General features: G+C 65.2%; 22 protein-coding genes and 1 tRNA gene. 20 read left to right on the top strand and 3 right to left on the bottom strand.

The window, feature by feature from the left end:
• The first annotated feature begins 91 nt into the window (after positions 1 to 91).
• From R5N89_RS00865 to R5N89_RS00855, 3 genes are all read left to right on the top strand, one after another.
• Positions 92 to 177: transfer RNA gene (locus R5N89_RS00865), tRNA-Tyr, on the top strand.
• 215 nt (positions 178 to 392) lie between these two features.
• Positions 393 to 1,157: a 1-acyl-sn-glycerol-3-phosphate acyltransferase gene (locus tag R5N89_RS00860; protein ID WP_167400831.1), complete on the top strand. Its 765-nt coding sequence runs from the start codon at positions 393 to 395 to the stop codon at positions 1,155 to 1,157.
• On the top strand, positions 1,154 to 1,918 hold the full coding sequence (locus R5N89_RS00855; protein WP_110567839.1) for a glycosyltransferase family 2 protein: 765 nt from the start codon (positions 1,154 to 1,156) through the stop codon (positions 1,916 to 1,918). Before R5N89_RS00860 ends, R5N89_RS00855 begins: the two co-directional genes overlap by 4 nt.
• Positions 1,919 to 1,930: 12 nt before the next feature.
• Here the strand turns inward: R5N89_RS00855 and R5N89_RS00850 are convergent, their stop codons facing one another.
• On the bottom strand, positions 1,931 to 2,542 hold the full coding sequence (locus tag R5N89_RS00850; protein ID WP_110567837.1) for a hypothetical protein: 612 nt from the start codon (positions 2,540 to 2,542) through the stop codon (positions 1,931 to 1,933).
• 239 nt (positions 2,543 to 2,781) lie between these two features.
• On the opposite strand from R5N89_RS00850, the gene R5N89_RS00845 reads away from it, so the two are divergent.
• From R5N89_RS00845 to R5N89_RS00765, 17 genes are all read left to right on the top strand, one after another.
• Positions 2,782 to 2,982, top strand: coding sequence for a phosphopantetheine-binding protein (locus tag R5N89_RS00845; RefSeq protein WP_244192096.1), 201 nt, complete (start codon positions 2,782 to 2,784; stop codon positions 2,980 to 2,982).
• Positions 2,983 to 2,991: 9 nt separating this feature from the next.
• Positions 2,992 to 4,635, top strand: coding sequence for an AMP-binding protein (locus R5N89_RS00840; RefSeq protein ID WP_110567833.1), 1,644 nt, complete (start codon positions 2,992 to 2,994; stop codon positions 4,633 to 4,635).
• Positions 4,628 to 5,560, top strand: coding sequence for a lipid A biosynthesis acyltransferase (locus R5N89_RS00835; RefSeq protein WP_110568051.1), 933 nt, complete (start codon positions 4,628 to 4,630; stop codon positions 5,558 to 5,560). The genes R5N89_RS00840 and R5N89_RS00835 overlap by 8 nt, the downstream gene beginning before the upstream one ends.
• Positions 5,547 to 6,152: a LolA-related protein gene (locus R5N89_RS00830; protein ID WP_146220187.1), complete on the top strand. Its 606-nt coding sequence runs from the start codon at positions 5,547 to 5,549 to the stop codon at positions 6,150 to 6,152. The genes R5N89_RS00835 and R5N89_RS00830 overlap by 14 nt, the downstream gene beginning before the upstream one ends.
• Positions 6,149 to 8,482, top strand: a complete 2,334-nt coding sequence (locus R5N89_RS00825) for an MMPL family transporter (RefSeq protein WP_110567830.1) — start codon at positions 6,149 to 6,151, stop codon at positions 8,480 to 8,482. Before R5N89_RS00830 ends, R5N89_RS00825 begins: the two co-directional genes overlap by 4 nt.
• Positions 8,479 to 9,693: a beta-ketoacyl-[acyl-carrier-protein] synthase family protein gene (locus tag R5N89_RS00820; protein ID WP_244192095.1), complete on the top strand. Its 1,215-nt coding sequence runs from the start codon at positions 8,479 to 8,481 to the stop codon at positions 9,691 to 9,693. The genes R5N89_RS00825 and R5N89_RS00820 overlap by 4 nt, the downstream gene beginning before the upstream one ends.
• Complete coding sequence (locus R5N89_RS00815) at positions 9,693 to 10,502, top strand: beta-ketoacyl synthase chain length factor (RefSeq protein ID WP_110567828.1); 810 nt, start codon at positions 9,693 to 9,695, stop codon at positions 10,500 to 10,502. The genes R5N89_RS00820 and R5N89_RS00815 overlap by 1 nt, the downstream gene beginning before the upstream one ends.
• The gene (locus R5N89_RS00810) at positions 10,496 to 10,939 is read left to right on the top strand and encodes a phosphotransferase (RefSeq protein ID WP_110567825.1); all 444 of its coding nucleotides are present in this window, start codon (positions 10,496 to 10,498) and stop codon (positions 10,937 to 10,939) included. The genes R5N89_RS00815 and R5N89_RS00810 overlap by 7 nt, the downstream gene beginning before the upstream one ends.
• Entirely contained in the window at positions 10,936 to 11,655 is a 720-nt protein-coding gene (gene fabG / locus R5N89_RS00805; RefSeq protein ID WP_110567823.1) for a 3-oxoacyl-ACP reductase FabG, read from the top strand. The genes R5N89_RS00810 and fabG overlap by 4 nt, the downstream gene beginning before the upstream one ends.
• Positions 11,652 to 12,995, top strand: coding sequence for an NAD(P)/FAD-dependent oxidoreductase (locus tag R5N89_RS00800; protein WP_244192094.1), 1,344 nt, complete (start codon positions 11,652 to 11,654; stop codon positions 12,993 to 12,995). The genes fabG and R5N89_RS00800 overlap by 4 nt, the downstream gene beginning before the upstream one ends.
• Positions 12,996 to 13,000: 5 nt before the next feature.
• Positions 13,001 to 14,314, top strand: coding sequence for a hypothetical protein (locus R5N89_RS00795; RefSeq protein ID WP_146220186.1), 1,314 nt, complete (start codon positions 13,001 to 13,003; stop codon positions 14,312 to 14,314).
• 127 nt (positions 14,315 to 14,441) lie between these two features.
• Positions 14,442 to 14,894, top strand: a complete 453-nt coding sequence (locus R5N89_RS00790; protein WP_110567817.1) for a cupin domain-containing protein — start codon at positions 14,442 to 14,444, stop codon at positions 14,892 to 14,894.
• A gap of 220 nt (positions 14,895 to 15,114) precedes the next feature.
• Positions 15,115 to 17,643 carry an EAL domain-containing protein gene (locus tag R5N89_RS00785; RefSeq protein ID WP_110568048.1) on the top strand — a complete coding sequence of 843 codons (2,529 nt, stop codon included), beginning with the start codon at positions 15,115 to 15,117 and terminating at the stop codon, positions 17,641 to 17,643.
• A gap of 223 nt (positions 17,644 to 17,866) precedes the next feature.
• A complete protein-coding gene (locus tag R5N89_RS00780; RefSeq protein WP_110568046.1) occupies positions 17,867 to 18,805 on the top strand; it encodes a ribokinase in 939 nt (312 codons plus the stop codon).
• Between the two features lie 297 nt (positions 18,806 to 19,102).
• On the top strand, positions 19,103 to 19,684 hold the full coding sequence (locus R5N89_RS00775; protein WP_110567815.1) for a hypothetical protein: 582 nt from the start codon (positions 19,103 to 19,105) through the stop codon (positions 19,682 to 19,684).
• 166 nt (positions 19,685 to 19,850) lie between these two features.
• Positions 19,851 to 20,483, top strand: a complete 633-nt coding sequence (locus tag R5N89_RS00770) for a hypothetical protein (RefSeq protein ID WP_244192093.1) — start codon at positions 19,851 to 19,853, stop codon at positions 20,481 to 20,483.
• Positions 20,484 to 20,500: 17 nt separating this feature from the next.
• Entirely contained in the window at positions 20,501 to 20,998 is a 498-nt protein-coding gene (locus R5N89_RS00765; RefSeq protein WP_110567811.1) for a peptide deformylase, read from the top strand.
• 90 nt (positions 20,999 to 21,088) lie between these two features.
• On the opposite strand, the gene R5N89_RS00760 is transcribed toward R5N89_RS00765, so the two are convergent.
• Together R5N89_RS00760 and phoU are read right to left on the bottom strand one after the other, a co-directional pair.
• The gene (locus R5N89_RS00760; RefSeq protein ID WP_408887035.1) at positions 21,089 to 21,754 is read right to left on the bottom strand and encodes a winged helix-turn-helix domain-containing protein; all 666 of its coding nucleotides are present in this window, start codon (positions 21,752 to 21,754) and stop codon (positions 21,089 to 21,091) included.
• A gap of 69 nt (positions 21,755 to 21,823) precedes the next feature.
• Entirely contained in the window at positions 21,824 to 22,528 is a 705-nt protein-coding gene (phoU, locus tag R5N89_RS00755) for a phosphate signaling complex protein PhoU (RefSeq protein ID WP_110568044.1), read from the bottom strand.
• Positions 22,529 to 22,612: the final 84 nt, after the last annotated feature.

The raw sequence follows: 22,612 nt of genomic DNA, 5'->3' as shown, positions 1-22,612 counted from the left end.
CGGCGTCATTCCCCCAAACCAAAATTGGCGCAAATTTTTCATCCACGCCCTTGACTCACCCCCTCATACCCCGTAATTACCCGCCCAACCTGGAGGGATGCCCGAGTGGCTAAAGGGGGCGGACTGTAAATCCGCTGGTGTACGCCTACGTTGGTTCGAATCCAACTCCCTCCACCATTCTCCTTTTTCAATAATGGCTGCAATCTGCATCACAACGCTGGCGCGTCCGGCGCTTTTTGTGTTTTCCGTTGTGGGCATTCGTGTGTGCATCAGCCATAACCGGGGCGATGCAGGGCCTATTAGGCAGTTACGCCTCCTTCCGCCATAATGGGTTCTCAGGCGCCTGTCCTGTCGTGGTGGCCCGGTTCTGTTTTATGGATATGATACGCAAGATGGCGCGGAGAGGCTGGCATAGAATTATTTTCTGCATCGGCCTTGTCTATGCTGTCTGGGCCTTTGCGGTATTCAATACTGTTGCGCTGCTGCTGGCCCCTGTCGTGCCGCGCAGGTGGCGGGGCATGGTCGGGCGGCGATGGATCTGGGTCATGTCGCGGCTGTCGCTCAACGTGCTGCGCGGGCTGGGCGGAATCCGGTGCAACCCGCACGACCTCAAGGCGCTGGCCCATATCCGCAACACCGTGGTGGTGGCCAACCATCCATCGCTGATGGATGCCATGCTGTTCACCGCCTACCTGCCCGATCTTGTGTGCGTAACCAAGCAGTCCCTGCTCGATCACCCGTTTTACGGCGCGGCGCTGCGGCTTGCGCAATATCCCGGCAACGACACGCCGCTGCGCCTGATCCGCAGCGCGGTGGCGCATGCGCGCGCGGGCCAGCCCATCCTGCTGTTCCCCGAGGGCACGCGCTCGGGCCGGGCGCGGGCGGATAACGCCTTTCACCCCGCCTTTGCCGCCATTGCCATGCAGGCGGGCTGCACGGTGCAGACAATGGTCATTACCACCAGCTCGCCCTATCTGCGCAAAGGCGCCTCCCTGCTGCGTTGCCCCGCGCTGCCCATTACCTATACCGTCACGCGCGGCGCGACCCTGCCCCCGCAGGCCACCCGCGCCATGACATCACGCGAACTGGCCGGGCAGGTGCAGGCCTGGCTGACCGAGGCCCTTGCCCGGCAGGCCCCGCATGGAGGCATGGCATGAACCCGCCCGCCCCGCGCCATCTTGTCGTGATTCCCTCCTACAATACCGGCCCGGTCCTGGCGCGCACGGTGGCCGAGGCGCTGGCCTTCTGGCCCGACGTGCTGGTTGTGGTTGATGGCAGCACCGATGGCAGCGCCAACAGCCTGCCCGCCCTTGCCGCCACGCATCCCGGCCTGTCGGTGGTGCACCTGCCGCGCAACCGGGGCAAGGGGGCGGCCATCCATCACGGGCTGCGCTGGGCGCGCACGCATGGTTACACCCATATCCTGACCATGGATGCCGACGGGCAGCACCCTGCCGGGCAGATTGGCCGGTTCATCGATGCATCATGCCGCGCGCCGGCGGCCCTGATTCTGGGGCGGCCGGTCTTTGCCGCTGATGCACCTGCCCTGCGGGTGCAGGGGCGCCGGGTTTCCAACTGGTGGGCGCGACTGGAAACGCCGGGCAGCGACATCGGGGATTCACTGTTCGGCTTCCGGGTCTATCCCGCGGCCGACCTGCTGGCGGTCATGGATGGCGTATCGGGCATGCGCCGTTATGATTTCGACCCCGAGGCCGCCGTGCGCCTGTGCTGGCGCGGGCTGGCCTGCGTCAATCTTGATTCACCCGTGCGCTACCTCAGCCACGATGAAGGGGGCATCTCCCACTTTCACTACCTGCGCGACAACCTGCTGCTGATCCGCATGCATGTGCGGCTCATGATCATTTTTCTGGCGCGACTATGCCTGCTGCCCCTGCGCAGGCGCGCCGCACGGACGTAAAAAGGCCGCCCCTCACCCCCGCGCGCGGTTATTGAAGGCCCTGACGGAGTCCATGATCGAGGCGTGATCGAAATTGCGGATGCGCCAGCGCCGCACCCCCGCTTCAACCCCGAACATGACCAGCACAAGCGGCATGCTCGCCCCATGCAGCACCGCGCGCCACCACCCCGCAGGCCCCGCCAGCGCAAGGAGGGCGGGCAGGATCAATTGCACCGCAAAGAAAAGGGTCCATGCCCATGTCAGCTGGCGGGTATAAAGCAACACGTCGGGCCGTAGCGTGCCGTGCACCTGGCGTGCCAGCATGGTGACAAGCGGCTCATGCCCGGGGCGCAGGGTGCGGGCGAACAGTAGCAGTAACGCGCCCTGAATCACGCCGTACAGCACCACGGAATCCGCCAGCAGCACGAAACCGGGGGGCAGCCCGTATCCGAGTGCTGCAAGGGCCGCAAGACACAGCCCCCACGCCAGCCGCCCGCGAATGGCTGAAGCCGCCAGCAGCAGGCCACCCCCCAGCGCCTGCCCCGTTACCAGCCAGCGCGCGGCAGGGACCACAAGCCCCATGGCCGAGAAGACATGCGCCCCTACACTCGCCACAAAGAGCATGATAATGCCAGCTAAACGCATATGACCGCCTGACCGTAAGGATCTACCATACCGGCATCACACTGAAGCGCGATGCAAAAACCCCGGCTGCTGTTACAGAATGATTCTGCATTGTTACAGGCCATGGGGCGGGGTATGCTCGCGGCCAGAAACCTTCTGATATTAATGTAAGTAATAGGCATAAATTAGTGGCGGAAAACCCTCCATCTCCATCAGAAACCGAAATAGCGGCGCTTATTGTAGAGACCCTGCAACTGGACATGCCCGTCTCCACAATCGAGATGGATGCCCCCCTGTTTGGCGATGGCCTTGGCCTGGACTCCATTGATGCGCTGGAACTCTCGCTGGCGATCAAGCGGCAGTATGGAGTGGAGCTCCGTTCGGACAATGCCGATAAAGTGGATATTTTCCGCTCCGTGCGCAGCCTGACCCATTACATAGCAGCGCATTCCCCGTCCTAAGCCATCACCATGCATGCGTTTCCCCTGCTCGGTCATCCGGCAGCCCCCCTGTTCAGAACACCGGAACGCCTCATAACCGGCAATAGCGTGCTCCATGCGGCCCACGCCCTTGCCGCGACGCTGCCCCCACGGCCCATCATCAACCTGTGCCGCGACAGGCTGTACTTTACCGCCGCCTTCTGTGCCGCCGTGCTGCGCGGGCAGTACAGCGTGCTGCCGGGTAGCAGGGCCGCAGGCCCGCTTGCGCACCTGCTGGCCTGCTACCCCGATGCGGCCATCGTGACCGATACCGACCTGCCGCCCTGCACACTGCCAGCGAGCACGCCGGTCATCCACCTCTCCGCCCTGTCACTCGATGGCGCGGGCACCCCCGCCAACCCGGATATTGCCGCAACGCAGCTCGTGGCGCATATCCTGACATCGGGCAGCACCGGCACCCCGGTCGCCCATGCCAAGACATGGGGCGCGCTGGCCCGCCGGGCGCAGGCCAGCATAAACCTGTTCATGCCCGTGCCGGGCAGGGTTGCCACCATCGTGGGCACGGTGCCGCCCTATCACATGTATGGTTTCGAGACGACGGTCATCCAGCCCCTCGTCACGGGCTGCATCAGCACCACGGGGCCTGCCCTGTTCCCCGCCGATATCCGCGCCCGCCTCGAGCAGGGGCCGCAGCCGTGCATCCTGCTCACCACGCCGCTGCACATCCGCACGTTCCTGACCGGCCACACGCCGCTGCCGCCGATAGCGCGGGTCATCTCCGCTACAGCCCCCCTCGATGGCGCCACCGCCGAGATGGCGGAACGCTGCTGGCATGCCCCCGTTTTCGAGATTTATGGCAGCACCGAAACCGGCTCCATCGCCACGCGCCGCACCACCGCGACACAGGCGTGGCGCCTGCACCCCGGCATCAGCCTGCACCCCCGCCCCGATGGCACGGCCAGCATTCATGCGCCCGATGCCACGAGCCACGTTCTGGGCGATGCAATCACGCCGCTCACGCCCGATACCTTCAGGCTGGAAGGCCGCATGACCGACATCATCAAGATTGCGGGGCAGCGCACCTCCCTTGCCGGGCTGAACGCCATCCTGCTGGGCGTACAGGGCGTTGAGGATGGCATCTTCCTCGCCCCCGAACCCGATGCGCCGGGCCAGCCCGTGGGGCGCATGGAGGTGGTGGTGGTGGCGCCCACCCGCACCGCGCCCGACATCCTGACCGAACTGCGCGCGCGTGTGCCCCCCGCTTTCCTGCCGCGCCGGGTCATGCGCGTGGATGGCCTGCCCCGCAACGAAACGGGCAAGCTGACCCGCGCGGCGCTGCAGGCGCTGGTGCATGAGCCGCGCCCCGCCACCGCGCCCGCCGGCTTGGCCACGACAGCGCATGATGCGGGGTGCTTCAGCATCGCAGCGGACCACCCTGCCCTTGCCGGGCATTTTCCCGGCTGCCCCATCGTGCCCGGCGTGGTGGTACTGAGCGAGGCCTTTGGCCTCATGGGGGTCGAGCCTGCCCTGCTGGAACAGGTGAAATTCCTGCATCCCGTGCGGCCGGGCGATACCGTACGCGTAACGCATACAACGCAGCCGCTGGCATTTACCTGCACGGTGGGCACGCAGGTGGTGGCAAAGGGGCGCTTGCGCAATGGCGCCCATGCCTGAGCCCAAACCCGGCTGGGTCAGGCCCGAGCGCGGCATAGCCTCGCTGTCACGCTTCATGATCTGGCTGACGCTGCGGGTGGGCCGCCCGTTTGGCGAGGCCATCCTGCCGTTCATCACGCTGTATTTTTTGCTTACGGCCCGGCAGGCGCGCCGGGCCTCGCGCCAGTATCTGGCCCGCGTGCTCGACCGGCCCGTGCACATGCTGGATGTGGCGCGGCATTTCCATACCTTTGCCGCAGCCATACTGGACCGGGTCTTTTTCCTCTCGGGCCGTTACAAGGGCTACAAAATCGACATCGACGGGCTGGACTGCGTGCACGCGGCCATGGCGGGCGGGCGCGGGTGCATCCTGCTTGGCGCGCATATCGGCTCGTTCGAGGCATTGCGCAGCGTGGGCCGCATGTCGCCCTTTCCGGTCAGGGTGCTCATGTTCCGGCGCAATGCGGGTGCGCCCACGCGCCTGCTGGAGCAGCTTGCCCCGGAATTTGCCCGTAATATCATTGATATCGGCGAGCCTGACGCCATGATCCGCGTGCAGGAGAGCCTGGCGCGCAACGAACTGGTGGGCATGCTGGGCGACAGGGCGCCGGGGCATGAAAAATCCGTGCTCACGCCGTTCCTTGGCGGCATGGCGGCTTTTCCCGCCGGGCCGCTGCTGGTGGCCAGCATGCTGGGGGTGCCGGTCATCCTGTTCAGCGGGGTGCGTACGGGCTACAGGCAGTATACGGTGCGCTTCGAGCTGCTGGCCGAACAGATCACCATCCCGCGCAGGCAGCGCGCGCAGGGGCTGGCCACGTGGATGGGGCATTACGCCCGCTGGATGGAAAGGCTGTGCCGCGCCCATCCCTATAACTGGTTCAATTTCCATGATGTATGGGTTGCCCCGCAGGTGGGAAAACACGGGGAGAACCATGATGGACCATAAACGCGCCCGCCTTGCGCCCGCCGCGCTGGCGCTGTTCATGTGCTGGGGGGTTGGGCGCGGACACGCGCAGGACACGCAGCCGCCCGCGCCCGACCTGGCCGCCACCGTCATTGCCCGCATCGGCATGGTGCCCGCGCGGCACAATGTTTTTCATGAAAGCAAGCATATCGCGGCCCTGACGCATGACCTCAATTCATCGGGTGAACTGATCTATGCCCGGCCGGGCCATGTGCAGAAGATCACGCGCGAACCCCGGCCCGAGACCCTGATCGTGCAGGGCACGACGCTGAGCCTGGCGCGAGGGCAGGGACCGGCCCGCGTGGTGGACCTGTCGCACCATGCGCAGCTTGCCGCCCTTGTCGAGGCCATCCGCGCACCGCTTGATGGCGACATTACCGCCCTGCGCCATGACTATACGCTCGCGGCACAGGGCGACGTGGCGCACTGGACGCTGCAACTCACCCCCCAGCCCGCCATGGCGCGCTACGTGCGCACGATCACGATTGATGGCCAGAACAACGCCATGACCGTGATCCGCGTGGTGCAGGCCAATGGGGATACGCAGGTCATGCGCATCGACCCGCCCGTATGACGGCACGCCCGCGCTCCATAAAGCCGCTGGCCATCGGCCTGCTGGTCTCGCTGGTGGTGGCGGCGTGCGTGTTCATGGCCATACCGCTGCGCACCGACATGGCGGGCTTCCTGCCTGCGGGCCGCACGGACAACACGCGCTTCATCATGCGCGAGATCCAGTCCGGCAGCGCCGCCACGGTCATTCTGGCCGCAATCGAGGGTGCGCCGCCCGATGTGCTGGCACAGGCCAGCCAGACCATGGCCGACAGCCTTGCCCACAGCGGGCTGTTCGTAACCGTGACCAATGGTAGCCGCCCGCCCGATGGCGCGGACGAGGCCTTTCTGTTCAGCCACCGCTACCTGCTCGCCCCCCCGGATTCCGCACGCGATTTTTCGGTCGATGCGCTGCATGATGACATGCAGGCCGTGCTGGACATGATGGAATCCTCCGCCGAGCCACTGGCCCAGCATTATGGGCTGGCTGACCCGACCGGGGCTTTCATGGCGCTGCTGCGGGCGTGGGCGCCACACAGCCACGGGCGCAGCATTGATGGCGTGTGGTTCGCGCCCGAGCGCGACCGCGCGCTGATTTTGCTGCGCACCCGCGCCAACGGCATGGACCTGTATGCGCAAAAGCAGGTGCAGGCCGCGATCAATGCGGCCTACGCGGCTGCGGCGCGACCGGGCATGCGCCTGCTCATGTCCGGGCCTGCGGTGTTTGCGCTCAAGGCCTCGCATGCCATGCAGGCGGATGTGGAGTTCCTGTCCACCGCCTCGATGATTCTGGTTACGGCGGTGCTGATCTGGCGCTTCCGCTCGCCATGGGTGCTGGCGGCCATGGGCATTCCGTTCGCGCTCTCGCTCAGCGTGGCGATGGTGGTCGTAAAGGTGCTGTTTGGCTACGTGCATGGCATCTCGTTCGGTTTTGGCATGACCATGCTTGGCGTCTCGCTCGACTATCCCGTGCTGCTCATCGGCCACCGCGACCAGGGCGAGGACGCCGCAGCCCCCCTGCGCCGGATCGGCACCAGCCTGCGCCTTGCGGTGACCAGCGCGTGCCTGGGGCTGACGGGCATGGTGTTCTGCGGGCTGCCGGGGCTGGCGCAGCTTGGCGTGTTTTCGGTTGCGGGGCTTGTGAGCGCCGCGGCCACGACCCTGTGGCTCCTGCCGCGCCTGATCGAGAAGGCCGATCTTTCCCCCGGCGTCGCAACCCATGCAGATGGCATCCTGCGCATTGAATCCTGGCGGCGCTACCGCCTGTGGTTCCTGATCGTGCCGGTGATTGGCGCAGGCGTGCTGCTGGTCCATCCCCCTCAGCGCGAGACGGATATCGCCTCCCTCAGCCCTGTGCCGCCTGCGCTGCGCGCGCTCGATGCGGAACTGCGCCACGAAATCGGCGCGCCTGATGCCGGGCAGGCCATTATCGTGCAGGCGCCCAGCGTGCAGGGCGTGCTGGAACGCGAGGAACGGCTCATGCCCGTGCTCGACGCGCTGCAGGCACGCGGCGTGATGGGCGATGCGGAATATGCCGCCCGCTTCCTGCCCAGCATGACCCTGCAACGCGCCCGGATCGCGCGCCTGCCCGATACGGCGGAACTGGCCCGCAGGCTTGATGAAGCCCGCGCCGACCTGCCTTTCCAGCCCGATGCCTTTGCCCCCTTCGTGCATGATGTAGCCGTGACACGCGCCATGGCGCCGTTACAGCCGGGCGACATGACATCCCCGCTCGTGGCCACCCGCCTTGCCCCGCTGCTGTTTGCACGCCAGGGCCAGTGGTTTGGCATCATCCTGCCCGAAACCGTGCGCGATACGGCAGCCCTTGCCACGGCCTTCGCAACGCAGCCCGGCATCATGGTGCTGAACATGCGCAACGAAACAAACGCCATCGTGGCTGACCACATGCACCAGGCCCTGTGGTGGACGGTGGCTGGCACGCTCATGGCGATAATCGTGCTGGCACTCGGCCTGCGCAACGGGCGGCGGCTGGCGCGCGTGTGCGTGGCGGTGGGGAGCGCGGGCATCGTAATCATGGCGGCAATGGCGGTGCTGGGGGTCAGGCTGTCGCTCATCCATGTCATTTCGCTCCAGTTCGTAATGGGGGTGGGGCTGGATTATGCCCTGTTCTTCGCCCGCCCCCAGATCGACCGCGCCGAGCGCGCCCGCACCTTACGCACCCTGCTCACCTGCAATACAATGACCCTTCTGACCTTTGGCATCCTTGCATGCTGCCGCACCCCGCTTTTGCGTGATATTGGCTCAACCGTCGCGATAGGAGCGTTTCTGGCCATGCTGTTCAGTTTCATGATGGCGGCACCCGTAGCCGACACCGCGCGGCAGGCCCGTTCATGACCGCCGCCATGACCGCCCTGCACGTGACCGCGGGCACCGGCATAAGCGCCATTGGCCTTGGGGTGGCACAGACGCTGGCCGCCCTGCGCGACCGGCGCACGGGGCTGGAGCGGTGCGATTTTGCCGGCATCACCCACGGCTATGCGGGCAGCGTTGCAGGCGTGCAAACCCATGCCCTGCCCCCGGCGCTGGCGGCCTATGACTGCCGCAACAACCGCCTGATCGACATGGCCCTGCGCACCGATGGCGTGGCCGATGCCATCATGTCCGCCCGCGCGCATTATGGCGCGGGGCGCATTGGCGTGGTCATGGGCACCAGCACATCGGGCGTTCTAGCCAGCGAGGACGCCTTCTGCGCCATGGATGCGCAGGGCAGGCTGCCTGCGCACTTTGATTATGAACATACGCAGGACCTGTTCTCGCTCGCGCGGTATGTGCGGGCCGCACTTGATCTTGGTGGCCCGGCACTTTGCGTGTCGATGGCGTGCGCCTCCTCCTCGCGCGCGTTCATGGATGCGGCCTACCTGATCCGCGCGGGTCTCTGCGATGCGGTGGTGGTGGGGGGAGCCGACAGCCTGTGCCGCATGACGCTGCGCGGGTTCGCCGCCCTTGAACTGGTCTCGGCCCAACCCTGCCGCCCGTGCGATGCATCGCGCGATGGCATCTCGATCGGGGAGGCTGCGGGCATCGTGCTGCTCGAACGCGCTGATGGCCGCGCTGTCAGCGGCCCTCCGGCCGGGTTTCGCGCCGCCGTGCTCGGCTATGGGGCGAGCAGCGACGGGCACCACATGTCCACCCCGCACCCCCACGGCGCGGGCGCGGTGCTGGCCATGCAGCGTGCGCTGCAAAGCGCGCGCCTGCCGGTGGACGCCATTGATTACATCAACCTGCACGGCACCGGCACCCGCGCCAATGACGCCATGGAGGACAAGGCCGTCGGCACCCTGTTTGGCGCGCAGGTTCCGTGCTCCTCCACCAAGGGCTGGACGGGGCACACGCTGGGGGCGTGCGGCGTGCTGGAGGCGATGATCTGCGCCCTAGCCATCGAGCACGGGTTCATGCCCGGCTGCCTTGGCGTGGATGAAGTGGACCCCGCTTTCCGCACGGATGTGCTGACCGGCAACGTAACCCGGCCCGTGCACCATGTCATGAGCAACGCCTTTGGCTTTGGCGGGGCAAACTGCAGCCTGATTTTTGGAAAGGCCGCCTGATGCGCGTATGGATTTCGGGCCTGGCCGTGCTGGCCGATGGCATGGCGGGATGGGAGCCCGCCCGCGCCATCCTGCGCGGGGAAGCCGCATGGCAGCCCACGCCGTGCGCCCTGCCGCCACCCGCCACCCTGGCCCCCAACGAACGGCGGCGCACCAGCCCCATCGTGCGCCTGGCCATGACCGTGGCCGGCGAAGCCTGTGCCGCGGCAGGCTGTGACCCGGCTAAAGTGCATAATGTGTTTGGCAGTTCCAATGGCGATGGCATGGTGGTCAACACCATCCTGCAGGCACTGGCCGACCCCACGGCGGGCGTATCGCCCACGCAGTTCCATAATTCCGTGCATAACGCGGCGGCGGGGTACTGGACCATTGGCAGCCAGTCCCACCAGCCCGTGGCCTGTTTTGGCGGATATGACTGGAGTTGGGGCTTTTCCCTGCTGCAGGCCGCAGCCGAGGCGGTAGTGGAAGAAAAGACCGTTCTCCTGTGTGTCTATGACATGACCATGCCGCAGCCGCTGGCCCAGAAACGGCCCACGCAGGGCACGTTTGGCGTGGGGCTCGTGCTCTCCCCCCACCCCGTGCCGCATGCGCCTGCCGTTCTGGATATGGAATACGGGCCGGAGGGTGCTGCCGACACCGCACTGACCCTGCCCGATGCGCAGACCACGGCAGCGCTGCGCGCGCTGTGCCACGACAACCCGGCGGCCCGCTGCCTGCCGCTTCTGGCCGCCATAGCCCAGGGCGGCATGCATGAGATCCGCGTGGCAGGCGATGTGGGGCATGTAGCCATAAAGGTAACGCCATGCTGACCCGGGCAGATATTGAGGCACGCATGCCCCATGCCGGGGCAAGCTGCATGCTCGAGCGCGTCATCGCGCATGATGTGCAGACGATCCACTGCACCACCCGCGCGCATCTTGATCCCGCCAACCCGCTGCGCCGCAACGGGCGGCTCGATATGGTGTGCGGGGTTGAAATCGGCATGCAGGCGGCCGCCCTGCATGGGGGGCTGCACGCGCAAGGAGCTACCCCGCGCATCGGCTACCTGACCACCCTGCGCCAGATCCACCTTGCGCCGGGGCGGCTGGACCAGCCGCAATGGGGCACATTGCAGGTCAGGGCGACATGCGAACAGACCGATGAACAGGGCATGCGCTACCACTTTCGCGTGGAAAGCGAAGCCGGGGCCGCTCTGGTCACGGGCCATGGTTTTGTCGTGCTGCAACCACAAGGACAACAGGCATGAAACGCGCACTCGTAACCGGGGGCGCCAGCCCGCTCGGCCAGGCCATCTGCCAGCGCCTCGCACGCGATGGGCTGCACGTTATCGTCCATGCGCATAACGCCATCGACAAGGCGCGCGACATTGCCGCCGGAATTTGCGCCACGGGTGGCTCGGCGCAGGCGTGGCAGTGCGACCTGTCGGACATGGCCGCCACCGCCACGGCGCTTGAAACCCTGCTGGCCGAAGGCGTGGTACAGGTGGTGGTGCATAACGCCGGCATTCATGATGACGCGCCCATGGCGGGCATGAGCGCGCAGCAGTGGCGCTCGGTCGTGTCCGTATCGCTTGACGGGTTCTTTGCCACCCTCCAGCCGCTCCTGCTGCCCATGATCGGCACGCGATGGGGGCGCATTGTCGGCATTTCCTCGGTCGCGGCCATCATGGGCAACCGGGGGCAGGCCAATTACGCGGCGGCCAAGGCCGGGTTGAGCGGGGCCGCGCGCGCGCTTGCGCGTGAAGTGGCCAGCCGGGGCATTACGGTCAATGTCGTGGCCCCTGGCGTCATTGCCTCGCCGGCCATCGACGCGGTAATGACCCCGCGCCAGATTGCCGACCTCGTGCCCGCCAAACGCGCGGGCCAGCCGGAGGAAGTGGCCGATCTTGTCGCCTTCCTCACCTCAAGCCGCGCCGCCTACATCAACGGCCAGACCATCTCGATCAATGGTGGCATGGCATGACCCCGGACCCCAGCACGAAAGAACGCCCCATGACACCCCCCACCGACGGCAGCTCCGCGCAGGAATGCGATGTCCTCGTCATCGGCGGTGGCCCCGCGGGGTCAACCGCCGCCGCCCTGCTGGCCGGGCAGGGGCGCAGGGTGATCGTGGTGGAAAAGGACAGCCATCCACGTTTTCATATTGGTGAATCCCTACTGGCCTGGAACCTGCCCATTCTCGAGCGCCTTGGCCTGATGGACCGGGTGCGCGCGTTCGGGGTGTTCAAGCCGGGTGCCGAGTTCGTATCAGACGTGACCGGGCGCAGCGTCGCCTTTCCGTTCGCCTATGGCATCGACAAAAGCTACACCAACAGCTACCAGGTCGTGCGCTCCGAATTCGATGAAATGCTGTTTCGCCACGCGGGCAGGGAAGGCGCGACGCTGCTGGAAAACACCCGCGTCACCAGCGTGGAACCGGGGCAGGACGGCGCGCGCGGCCATGTCGAGGCCGTGGGGCCGGATGGCATAAAGCAGGCCTTCGCGCCGCGCTTCATACTCGATGCCTCGGGGCGCGATACCTTCCTCGCCAGCCGCGCGGGCAACAAGACCAGCAACAAATACAATTCCACCGCCGCCCTGTTCGGTCATTTCAGCGGTGTCGAATTCCGCGATGGCGACAGGGAAGGCTATATTTCCATCCATCTGGTGGATAATGGCTGGTTCTGGATGATCCCCCTGCCCGACGGGCTGATGAGCGTGGGCTTCGTGGGTGACCGCGTGGCGTTTGAAGGCCGCAAGGGCAGCCCGGCCGACCTGTTCTGGAGCAAGGTCAGGGCAAGCCCGAGCGTAAGCGCGCGCATGCGCAACGCAACGCCGCTGCGCGACATAATGGCCACGGGCAATTACTCCTATCACGCCGGGCAGTCATGGGGAGAAGGCTATTACATGATTGGCGATGCCTTCGGCTTTCTCGACCCCGTGTTCTCCTCGGGCGTGCTGCTGGCCATGAGCAGCGCCGAGCGGGGCGTGTCGGTTGCGGATGCGTGGCTCAAATCCCCCAAGGCAGGGCGGCGGGCGGCCCACCGGGCGGAGCAGGAAACCCGTGCCGCCATGAAGCGGGTCGCGTGGCTGATCTACCGCATCAACACGCCGGTCATCCGCCACCTGTTCATGAACCCACGCAACGCGTTCCGCATGCGCGATGGGGTGATCTCGCTGCTCGCGGGCGACTTCAGGGGCAAGCTCAGAACGCGCCTGCCGATGGCCGTGTTCAAGGCGGCGTATTACTTGGTCTCGGCCAAGCTGTGGCTGGAGCGCGACAGGCCACAATCGTGCCCCGAGCTTGAGCGGGGGCGGCGGTAATGGGCATGACACACCACCTTTTGCGCCGCATGGCCTGTGCGGGCCTGCTGGCGGGCACCGCCCTGCTGGCCGCCTGCGCGCCGACCAATTTCAACCATCCTGGCCAGGTGAGCAGGCCCGATGTGTACAACCAGGCCTTTCCGTATTACGCCGAGTTGTGCGCGGTCTCGCAGATATCGAAAAAACCCGGCTTTGGCGCGGATATCAGCGGCGGCGCGGGCGGGCATGCGGTCATGTTCCTTGGTGGCGTGTGCCTTGACCGCAAGGCGGGCTACCCGGTGCTGACCGAATGCGATGCCACCCGTACCGCCGACCGGCCCGATGGCGTGGGCTTCAGCATGAACTCGCATTACAGCAACGCCAACTGGACCGGAGCGGAAAGCAGCGCCTTTTACTTTGATGGCACGCTCGCACCCGGCCAGGGGCTGACGCGCGCAGGCTACGTGGCAACGCAGGATGAGGCCAAGCGGCGCGGCATCTATGATGGCGTGATCTTCCACAAGGAAGTGTTCAACGGCAAGCCTGCCAACATGTCCGCCGTGGACTGGAAATATGAAATGTCGGTCGGCACCGATTACGCCACCACGCTGGGGCGCGCGCGCTTCTGTGCCCGCCTGCCCGTGACCGCGCCACAGATGCGCAAGATCATGGATTTCCTCAACGAGCGCAACGCCGTCTATCGCAACGGGCCCAAAACCTATGATTCCAACGTGTTGCAGGACAACTGCAACCACCTGACCCATAATGCGCTGGCGGCGGCGGGGTTCTGGAGCGAATGGCCGATCAACCGCTTTGTCGTGCTCGCGGCGCTGAGCTTTCCCGTGCCCAAGAATGAACTCGTCAACCTGATCCACCGCACGGATGCGGTGCCGGTGGACAACATTCAGGCCATATTCAACGATAAACTGACCTACCAGACCTTCATGCAATATGACTGGCTGGCCGATGAGCCGGGCGTGCTGCTGGAATCAGAACCGGTGCATACACCCAACGAGGTTTACAACACCTCGCTGTCACTCATCTTCTACGATGATCCGGTGCTGGGGTCATATCACCGCAATTTCGCCCATTACCTCAAGAACGCGCATTATTACGACCTGCGCACCAATCTTGAATATTTTGCCGGGCGCTATGCCCGCATCATGCAGGATCGCCAGCCGCTTTCATGGTGGCAGGCGCACCACCCCGCGCTTGCACGGGAATCGGGGGCGTTCCCGGCGTTCTACCAGCGTTACTACGACTATATTGCGGCCCAGCAGGCCAAGGTGCAGCAGGCCCTTGACCTGCTGCACACCACCGAGGCCCCCACAAGCCGGTAAAACCGCGCCGGGCCAGGACCACATGGTCCTGGCCCGCGCACTCAAAGCCATGTGAGCGCGCCGCATGGCAACGCAGCGGGAAATGAAACGCTAGGGAAAGAAACGAACCCAAGCGGAAAGACCCATCATGCCCCTGCACCCTGCCCGCCTGGCCGCCGCCTGCCTGTGCATTGCCAGCCTTGCCACGACAGCAGCCCATGCCCAGACGGTCGCCTCCGGCCATCGTGATATCCTGCTGCAGGCCGATCATTCATGGAATGGCGTGGCGTATGCGCCCTACCCCACCACGCGCCCCGAACTGACCATGATCCGCCTGACCATTCCCGCCCATACCGCGCTGCCGTGGCACACCCACCCCGTGCCCAACGCGGGCTACGTGCTGGAAGGGCAGTTGACGATTCATGATCGTGATAGTGGCAGAAAGGAAACTTTCCATCAGGGCGAAGCGTTTGCCGAATCCGTAAATGACACGCATCGCGGGGAAACGGGCGATACCCGCACCATCGTGCTGCTGACCTATGCCGGCACGCCGGGCACGCCCACCTCCGTTCCCGCCAGGGGAGAAAAGCCTGAATACTGATCCACCGCAGCACCATGGCCACGTATGCACAGGTGGCGGAACAGTCAAAACACAAAAGCGGATCGGTAAACACAATACAGCAGCAGGCCATAAAGCTGCCGCAATAGAGTTAAAGATACGCTTATGCCCCTTATCGCCTGAAAAAACCGTGCGCTTTACGCCCCGCCCTCATGGGCCTGTGCTGCAACGGTGGGCCAAGACCTTGTGGAAAGACGCCATCATGCCAGACATTACACAGATTTCTTCCCCGCTTCTGGAGAAACTGCCGCTGGCACTCATGATGGCGGACAGGGCAGGCCACGTGCTCTATGGCAACGCGCGCGCCTGCGCCATGACCGGCTACAGCGCGGCGGAACTCGCCGCCACACGCATGGGCCGCCTGTTTACCCGGGGCATGCTGCCCGCTGTGGATGCAGCAACCACGCAGGCCCTGCCAGAACACGGGGCCACGCCATCATGCACCACCACGCTGCGCCGCAGGGACGGGCTGGGCCTGCCCGTGCGCCTGTACCGCGAAAACCTGGAATGGGATGGCGTGCCCTATGAGCTGATCGCCCTGCATGACCGCACGCATGAAGAACTGATGCGCGAACAGGCCGAGATCAGCGCCATGATCGTGCAGGCGACCGACCGGGGCATTGTGGTGCTCGATGCGCAGTACCGCATCACCCACGCCAATGCCGCCATCGCCACCATGCTTGGCGTGGAGCGCGACGCGCTGCACGGCGCGCCGTTTGGCACGCTGCTGGCGGGAGCGGAAAACGATATTGGCACCCTGCGCCAGTTCCGCGCGCACCTTGCGCGCCGCACCGGCTTCGAGGTGGATGTGCAGGCCCGTGGCCCGCAGGGCGTGGCGCTGTGGCTGCGCTGCGCGGTCACGCCACATTATGCGGATGATGGCACGCTGGATGATATCATCATCATCATTCACGACATCACGCACGACCGGCAGTTGCGCAACCTGCAGCGTGACGTGGTCGAGGCGCTGACGGACCAGTTCTCGCTGCGCGAGATGCTCGATTTCATGTGCCGCCGCATCGAACTCATCGCGCCGGACTGCATGGCCGTGGTCATGCTCAGCACCGGCGGCGTGCTGCATGCCGGTGGCCACGGCGCCATGCCCCTGCCCGTGCTGCAGGCGTTCGAGGGGCTGGAGGCCAGCACCGCGGGGGGCGCATGCGGCACGGCCATCGCCACGGCGAAGGAAGTCGTGGTGCCCGACCTTGCGGCGGAAGACCGCTGGCCTGCCCTGCGCACGGTGGTGGCGGAGCACGCGCTGGCGGCGGAATGGGCGGTGCCCATCATTTTGCGCAATGGCGAGGTTGCGGGCAGCTTCTCGCTCTATTTCCGCACGCCTGGCCAGCCGGGGGCGTGGCACCGGCGCATTGTGCAGGCCTGCGTGCATCTGGCCATGCTGGCCATCGAGCAGCAGCGCAGCCGTGAATCCATCATCCGCCTGTCCTATACCGACCGGCTGACCAGCCTGCCCAACCGCCTGTGGCTCAACCGCCGCCTCAACGAACTCGTGGCCCGGCCGCCTGCCACAGCGCTGAGCATCATGGTCATCGACCTCGACCGTTTCCGCAAGATCGTGCAGGCGCTCGGCCAGGGCCGGGCCGACCAGATGCTGCTCGAACTCGCGGGCCGCCTGCGCCACGGCATTGTGGGCCGCGACGTGCTGGTGCGCACGGAGGGCGATGAATTCGTGGTGCTGACCACGCAGGATGCCACCGACATCACGCATCTGGCCGAGCGCATCCTCCACACGCTTGAAGAGCCATTTACGGTCGATGGCATTCCCATCAACATTTCTGGCAGCATTGGCATCAGCACCCATCAGGACGGGCAGGCCGTGGAAGAAACGCTGCGCCAGGCCTATACCGCGCTGGCGCAGGCCAAGAAGGCGGGGCGGTGCTGCTACCGCTTCTTCCACCCCTCCATGAACCGGCAGGCCGAGGACCACATCATCCTCGCTTCCGCCCTGCGCGAGGCCATTGCCGATAACCGGCTGACCCTTGTCTACCAGCCCCAGGTTGACCTGAGCACGGGCGAACTGCATGGCGTGGAGGCGCTATCACGCTGGAACGATGCGGTACTGGGCATGGTCTCGCCGGGGCGGTTCATTCCCGTGGCGGAGGAAACCGGGCAGATCCGCGCCATCGGCATGTGGTCGCTGCGGGCGGCGTGCGCGCAGATGGCGCAATGGATCGCGCATGGCATTCCCGTGCCGACCGTATCGGTCAATGTCTCGGCCATCCAGTTTCAGGACCCCGAACTGGTGGCACAGCTTGCCACCATCCTGCACGAGACCGGCGTGCCGCCCGAACGCCTGATCGTGGAACTGACCGAGACCGCCATGATCGAGAATTTCGAGCAGACGGTCGCCACCGCCAGGGCCATCCGCGAACTGGGCATCGGCCTGTCGATGGATGATTTCGGCACCGGGTATTCCAGCCTGTCCAACCTTGCCAGCCTGCCCATAAGCGAGGTCAAGATCGACCGCAGCTTCATGAACGGCTTTGGCAGCACCGGCAACGTGCGGCAGGTGGTGACCGCCATCATCCGCATCGGCCATACGCTGGGCATGACCGTGGTGGCCGAAGGGGTGGAGGACGCCACCCAGTGCGCCCAGCTGCGCAACATCGACTGCGACGTTATACAGGGCTATTACTTTGGCCGCCCGATGGATACCGCAGCCCTTGATACATGGATAAAAGAACGCCGGGCCGAAAGCGTGCCGGTTGCCTGACACGGCCTGAAAGCACAGGGATGTTCCGGGCGGGCGGTTTTAAAAACGGCCGGCCGGGTCCGTGTATTTCCCTTGAAATGGATGGCGCGGGGAAAGCCTTGCGGACTGGCTGGTCTTTCGCCCTGTTTTCAAAAACTTCACCCAAACTTCCGCATGTTTCATCCCACATCCCATGGGCATGCTGGTATGTCTGTGGCCCGGATTCACCACCACAGGGGCCAGCATGTCCACGCCGTCCGCCATTGCCGTCATTGGCAGCACGAATATTGATTTTGTCGTGCATGTCGCGCGTTTTGCCCAGCCGGGCGAGACGCTGCATGTGCATGGCTCCAGCACCGGGCTCGGTGGCAAGGGAGCCAACCAGGCCATTGCCGTGGCACGGCTGGGCCAGGACGTGGCCCTTGCGGGCTGGACCGGACAGGACATGCTGGCGGACATGGCACGCGCCACCCTGGCGGAAGCTGGCGTCAACACGCGCTACCTCATGGCCGATGCAACGGCGGGAACCGGGCGTGCCTTCATTACCATCAACCATGCGGGCCAGAACCAGATCCTGGTCGATGGCGGGGCCAACATGGCACATGGCGGCCCGTGCGCCGCAATCCTTGCCCCGGTGCTGGACAATGCCGCAATGATCATGCTGCAACTGGAGATGGACCCGCATCTTGTGCTGGCCATGGCCCGCGCGGCCCATGAGCGCGGCATACCCGTCATGCTCGACCCCGCCCCCGTGCCGGATGCCGGCCTGCCCGAGGCGCTGTACGCCGTAGCCGACATCATCACCCCCAACGAGACCGAAACACAGGCCCTGACCGGCATCACCCCCACCGATGAGGCCACGGCCCTTGCCGCCGCGCGCATCCTGCACGCACGCGGCACGCGCACGGCCATCATCAAGCTGGGGCATCGGGGTGTGGTGTGGTCCACGCCGGTGGCACAGGGGTTTGTACCTCCCTTCCGCGTCAAGGCCATCGACACGGTGGCGGCGGGTGACTGCTTCAATGCCGGTCTGGCCACGGCGCTGGCGCGCGGGGCGGATATGGCCGAAGCCGTGCGTTTTGCCGCAGGCTGCGGCGCACTGGCCACCACGCGCGCAGGCGCCGCCGAAGCCGCGCCCACGGCAGATGAAGTCGCCATCCTGCTCGATGCCCGGTCGGGCTGAACCCGTGCATTGATCCGTGCACGCTATGGGCCTGCCCGACAGGTCAATGCTCCCGTGGGGCCAGACCCATCCTGACGGGATGTTTCCACCATGGAACTGCCTACTCTCCTACCGCGTCGGCAGCCCCTGTCGCGCACGCGGGCGCTATCGGGCTGCTGCCCCTGGCGTCCGGACGGGTTGATGCCTCCACCCCCGCAACAATGCCCCCGGTAAAGGAAAAAACGCACAGGGCCGTATTGAAGATTTGTATTATTGTTACGTCCTCCCCCCGCCCTATAAATAACAGGGGAGGAATCCATGTCTTACTACGACAGATTTGATGATGTCCGGACCATCATGCGCACGGTAGCAAACAACCGATGGCTGGAATGTTCCCCCACCGACCGCAAGGGCAGGACCACCTTCATCCTTCTCGACATCTGCAACATCATCCAGCTGAAGCTGGAATATGATGGCGCGACCCTGTACCAGAACATCGGCGATGCCGAACGCTACCCCCTGCACGCCTTTGATGGTTCCATCCATGAACTTGCAGGCAGGCTTGGCGTAAAAGCCATCACGCACATCATGCAGCCGGATTACCTCGTGCTGCATGAGCTTGAGGATTATGAAGTGCTCGGCGCGGGCGCGCCCTCACGCGGGCGGCGGCCGGGCCGGGCCTATGAGGTGTGCAGCATCATCCACTGCGCAACATATGACCTGTATGCCCGCCCGCCCACGCCTGTATGCATCGTCTATGACTACGCCAGCATTACCCTGCGCTATAACCCTACCTATTCACGCAGCAGGCCAGACAGGCGCAGGCGCCGTGGCTTCCTCGGGCTGGTGAAATGGTTCTTCACGCCGCCGAAGGCCAGCGGCATGAAAGACGCGCCATGATGCCGCCCACCCGCGCGGGCGCACAGCTATCTTGAAAAAACATCGCAGCCATCAGGCAAAAAACAGTTTCACGCCTTCTTTTTGCATTATATGGACCCTTGATGCTCCGGCCCGGACAACCCGCCGCATGACGGGTTGACGCGCCCCACCAAAAAGGAAAAAACCGTTGCGCCGTCTTGTTGCTCTCTGTCTTCCGCTCGCCATGGCCGCCTGCGCGCAGCATTCGCCCCGCCCCATGGTCAATTACTGCAGCCAGCCCGCCATTGGCGCGGCCATCGTGCGCACGGCAAACCAGGGCACGCCCGCAGCTTCGCCCGCCATCCGTTTCGAGGGGGGCACGGTCAAAAGTTCGGTCTATAACGACCACGTGCAGGTGCTGGCCTGCCATGGCGCCCTCGTGCGCGGCGATGGCACGCGCGAGGATGGCGTGGCCATCGCCCGCCTGTCGCACATGCACACGGACTGGAAAGCCCTGTGGAACACCACGACCGCAACCCACCAGTGGCTGTCGGATGCCGATATCGCCCGCAACCAGCAGGACCGTTACGCCAATTATTATGAACACACGCCGCAGGCCTGCAAGCCCTACGCGCATGACCTGTTCTATGGCGCCCCGAAATCGGACAAGGAAACCGACCACCTGCGCGAGACGCTGTATGACTGCCTTGCCGAGCATAACGTCAAGCCGCTGCGCCCCGTCTCGGGCGTGGAGCATACCTACAGCCCGTTCGGCCTGAATTTCTACATTCCCTACTACACCAACCTCAACGCGGATGATAACGGTCCCTTCCTGTACTGAAGCCCGGAACACCCGCCATGGCCATCGTGCCGATCATCCGCTACCCGCATGCATGCCTCGAACAGGTCGCCCGCCCCGTTGACGCCACCAGCGCCGAAACGGCCCGACTGGCCCGCGACCTGCTCGACACCCTGCGCGCGGCACCGGGGCTGGGCATAACCGCCAGCCATGTGGGCCAGCCCCTGCGGCTGGTGGTGATCGACCTGCATGAGGGCGCGGGCGCGCATGTCTATGCCAACCCCGAGATCATCTGGCACTCCGATGACACCGCCACGATGGAGGAAGGCAGCCTGTCCATGCCCGGCATCCACGCGCCCGTCACCCGGCCTGCCCGCGTGCGGGTGCGCTACGACCGCCCCGACGGCACCGTGGCGGAAGACGAGGCGGATGGCCTGCTGAGTGCGTGCCTGCAGCACGAGATCGACCAGACCAATGGCCTGTTCTGGACCCGGCGCCTGTCACGCCTGCGGCGCGAGCGCGCACTCAGGCGGTATGCCAGGCTGGAGCGGGGATAAACGTTTTCAGACGCGGCCTTTTTTCAAAAAGGCCGCGTCTTTATGAAGCTTTTTGAAAAAAGCTTCACCAAAAACGTGCATCATTCTTCATCAGTCTGCCTGGCCATCATCAAGCATGTAGCCACTTGAGCGCACGGTGCGGATCAGGTCGGCCCCGCCCGTGGCGTTGAGCGCAAGGCGCAGGCGGCGGATATGCACATCCACCGTGCGTTCCTCCACATGGATGCGGTCATCCCACGCGGCGGCCAGAATTTCAGCCCGCGAAAACACCCGACGCGGATGGCGCATGAGATGCAGCAGAATGCGGTATTCGGTCGGCCCCAGCGCAATGGTGCCGCCCGCGCGCGACACGCGGCGGCCCCCATGGTCGATCGTGACATCGGCAAAGGTCAGGACATCCCCTTCCGCCACGGTGGCAGCCGTAGCCCGGCCCGCGCTGCGCCGCATTACCGCGCGCACGCGGGCCTGCAGCACGTCCATGCCACAGGGTTTGACGAGGTAGTCATCCGCCCCGGTATCGAGCGCGTGAATGGAATCCTGTTCCTCGCCGCGCGCGGTGAGCATGATGATGGGCAGGTAGCGCGTGGCCGCCGCCATGCGCAGCCTGCGGCACAGATCCACGCCCGAAAGGCCCGGCATCATCCAGTCCAGCAGCACAAGGTCGGGTTTCCAGCTGCTCACGCCGGTCAGGGCATCAAGCCCGTTATCGACCGGCATGACCGTATGCCCCGCTGCCTCGAGGTTATAGGTGAGCATGACGGACAGAGCGGCGTCGTCTTCCGCAACAAGGATGCGGAGCTGTTGATCTGCCTGCACGGACAGGGTCTAGCCTCCCTGGCCCGAGAACCCGCCGCGCGGCCGCACCACGGGCAGGATCTCGCCGGTGGCGGTGTAATACACGCGCTCGGCAATGTTGGTGGCGTGGTCGCCGATGCGCTCAAGGTTCTTGGCAATGAACAGCAGGTGAGTGCATGGCCCGATATTGCGCGGGTCTTCCATCATGTAGGTCACGAGCTCGCGGAACATGGCGTTGTAAAGTTCATCCACCGCCGTATCGGACTGCCACACCTCCCGCGCGAGATCGGGGTCGCGCTGGCTCATGGCATCGATGGCGCGGCGCAAATTGTCCTGCACCAGGCGGCCCATGCTGCGCAGGCCGCTAAGCGAAATGCGCGAGGCCAGCAGCTCGGCCCGCAGCGAACGCCGTGCGATGGAGGCGGCGCAATCGCCGATGCGTTCCATGTCGCCGGTGATCTTGAGTGCCGAAACCACCTCGCGCAGGTCGCCCGCCACGGGCGAGCGCAGGGCGAGGATGCGGATCACCATCGCCTCGACATCGCGCTCAAGCGCATCAACCTGCGGGTCGAGGTCGGCTGCGATGCCGGCGGCGTTCTCGTCACGGTCGGCGATGGCGGCAATGGCCTGCGAGGTCTGGCGTTCCACCAGTCCGCCCATGCGCGCCATCATGGAACGCAACTGTTCGAGGTCCTGCTCGTAACTGCGTACGATATGTGCTGATTCCTGTCCCACCACCTGCACCCTTTTTTGCCTGCCTGCCCGCGCAATTATGCACGATCCGCCCGATAACAGGGCTTACAATGCCTTATGGGGCTA

It is taken from the genome of Komagataeibacter sucrofermentans DSM 15973 (genome assembly GCF_040581405.1).
Classification (GTDB): Bacteria; Pseudomonadota; Alphaproteobacteria; order Acetobacterales; family Acetobacteraceae; genus Komagataeibacter; species Komagataeibacter sucrofermentans.
Note: the sequence above shows the minus strand (reverse complement) of the source record. Positions and strands in the feature narration are given on the sequence as shown.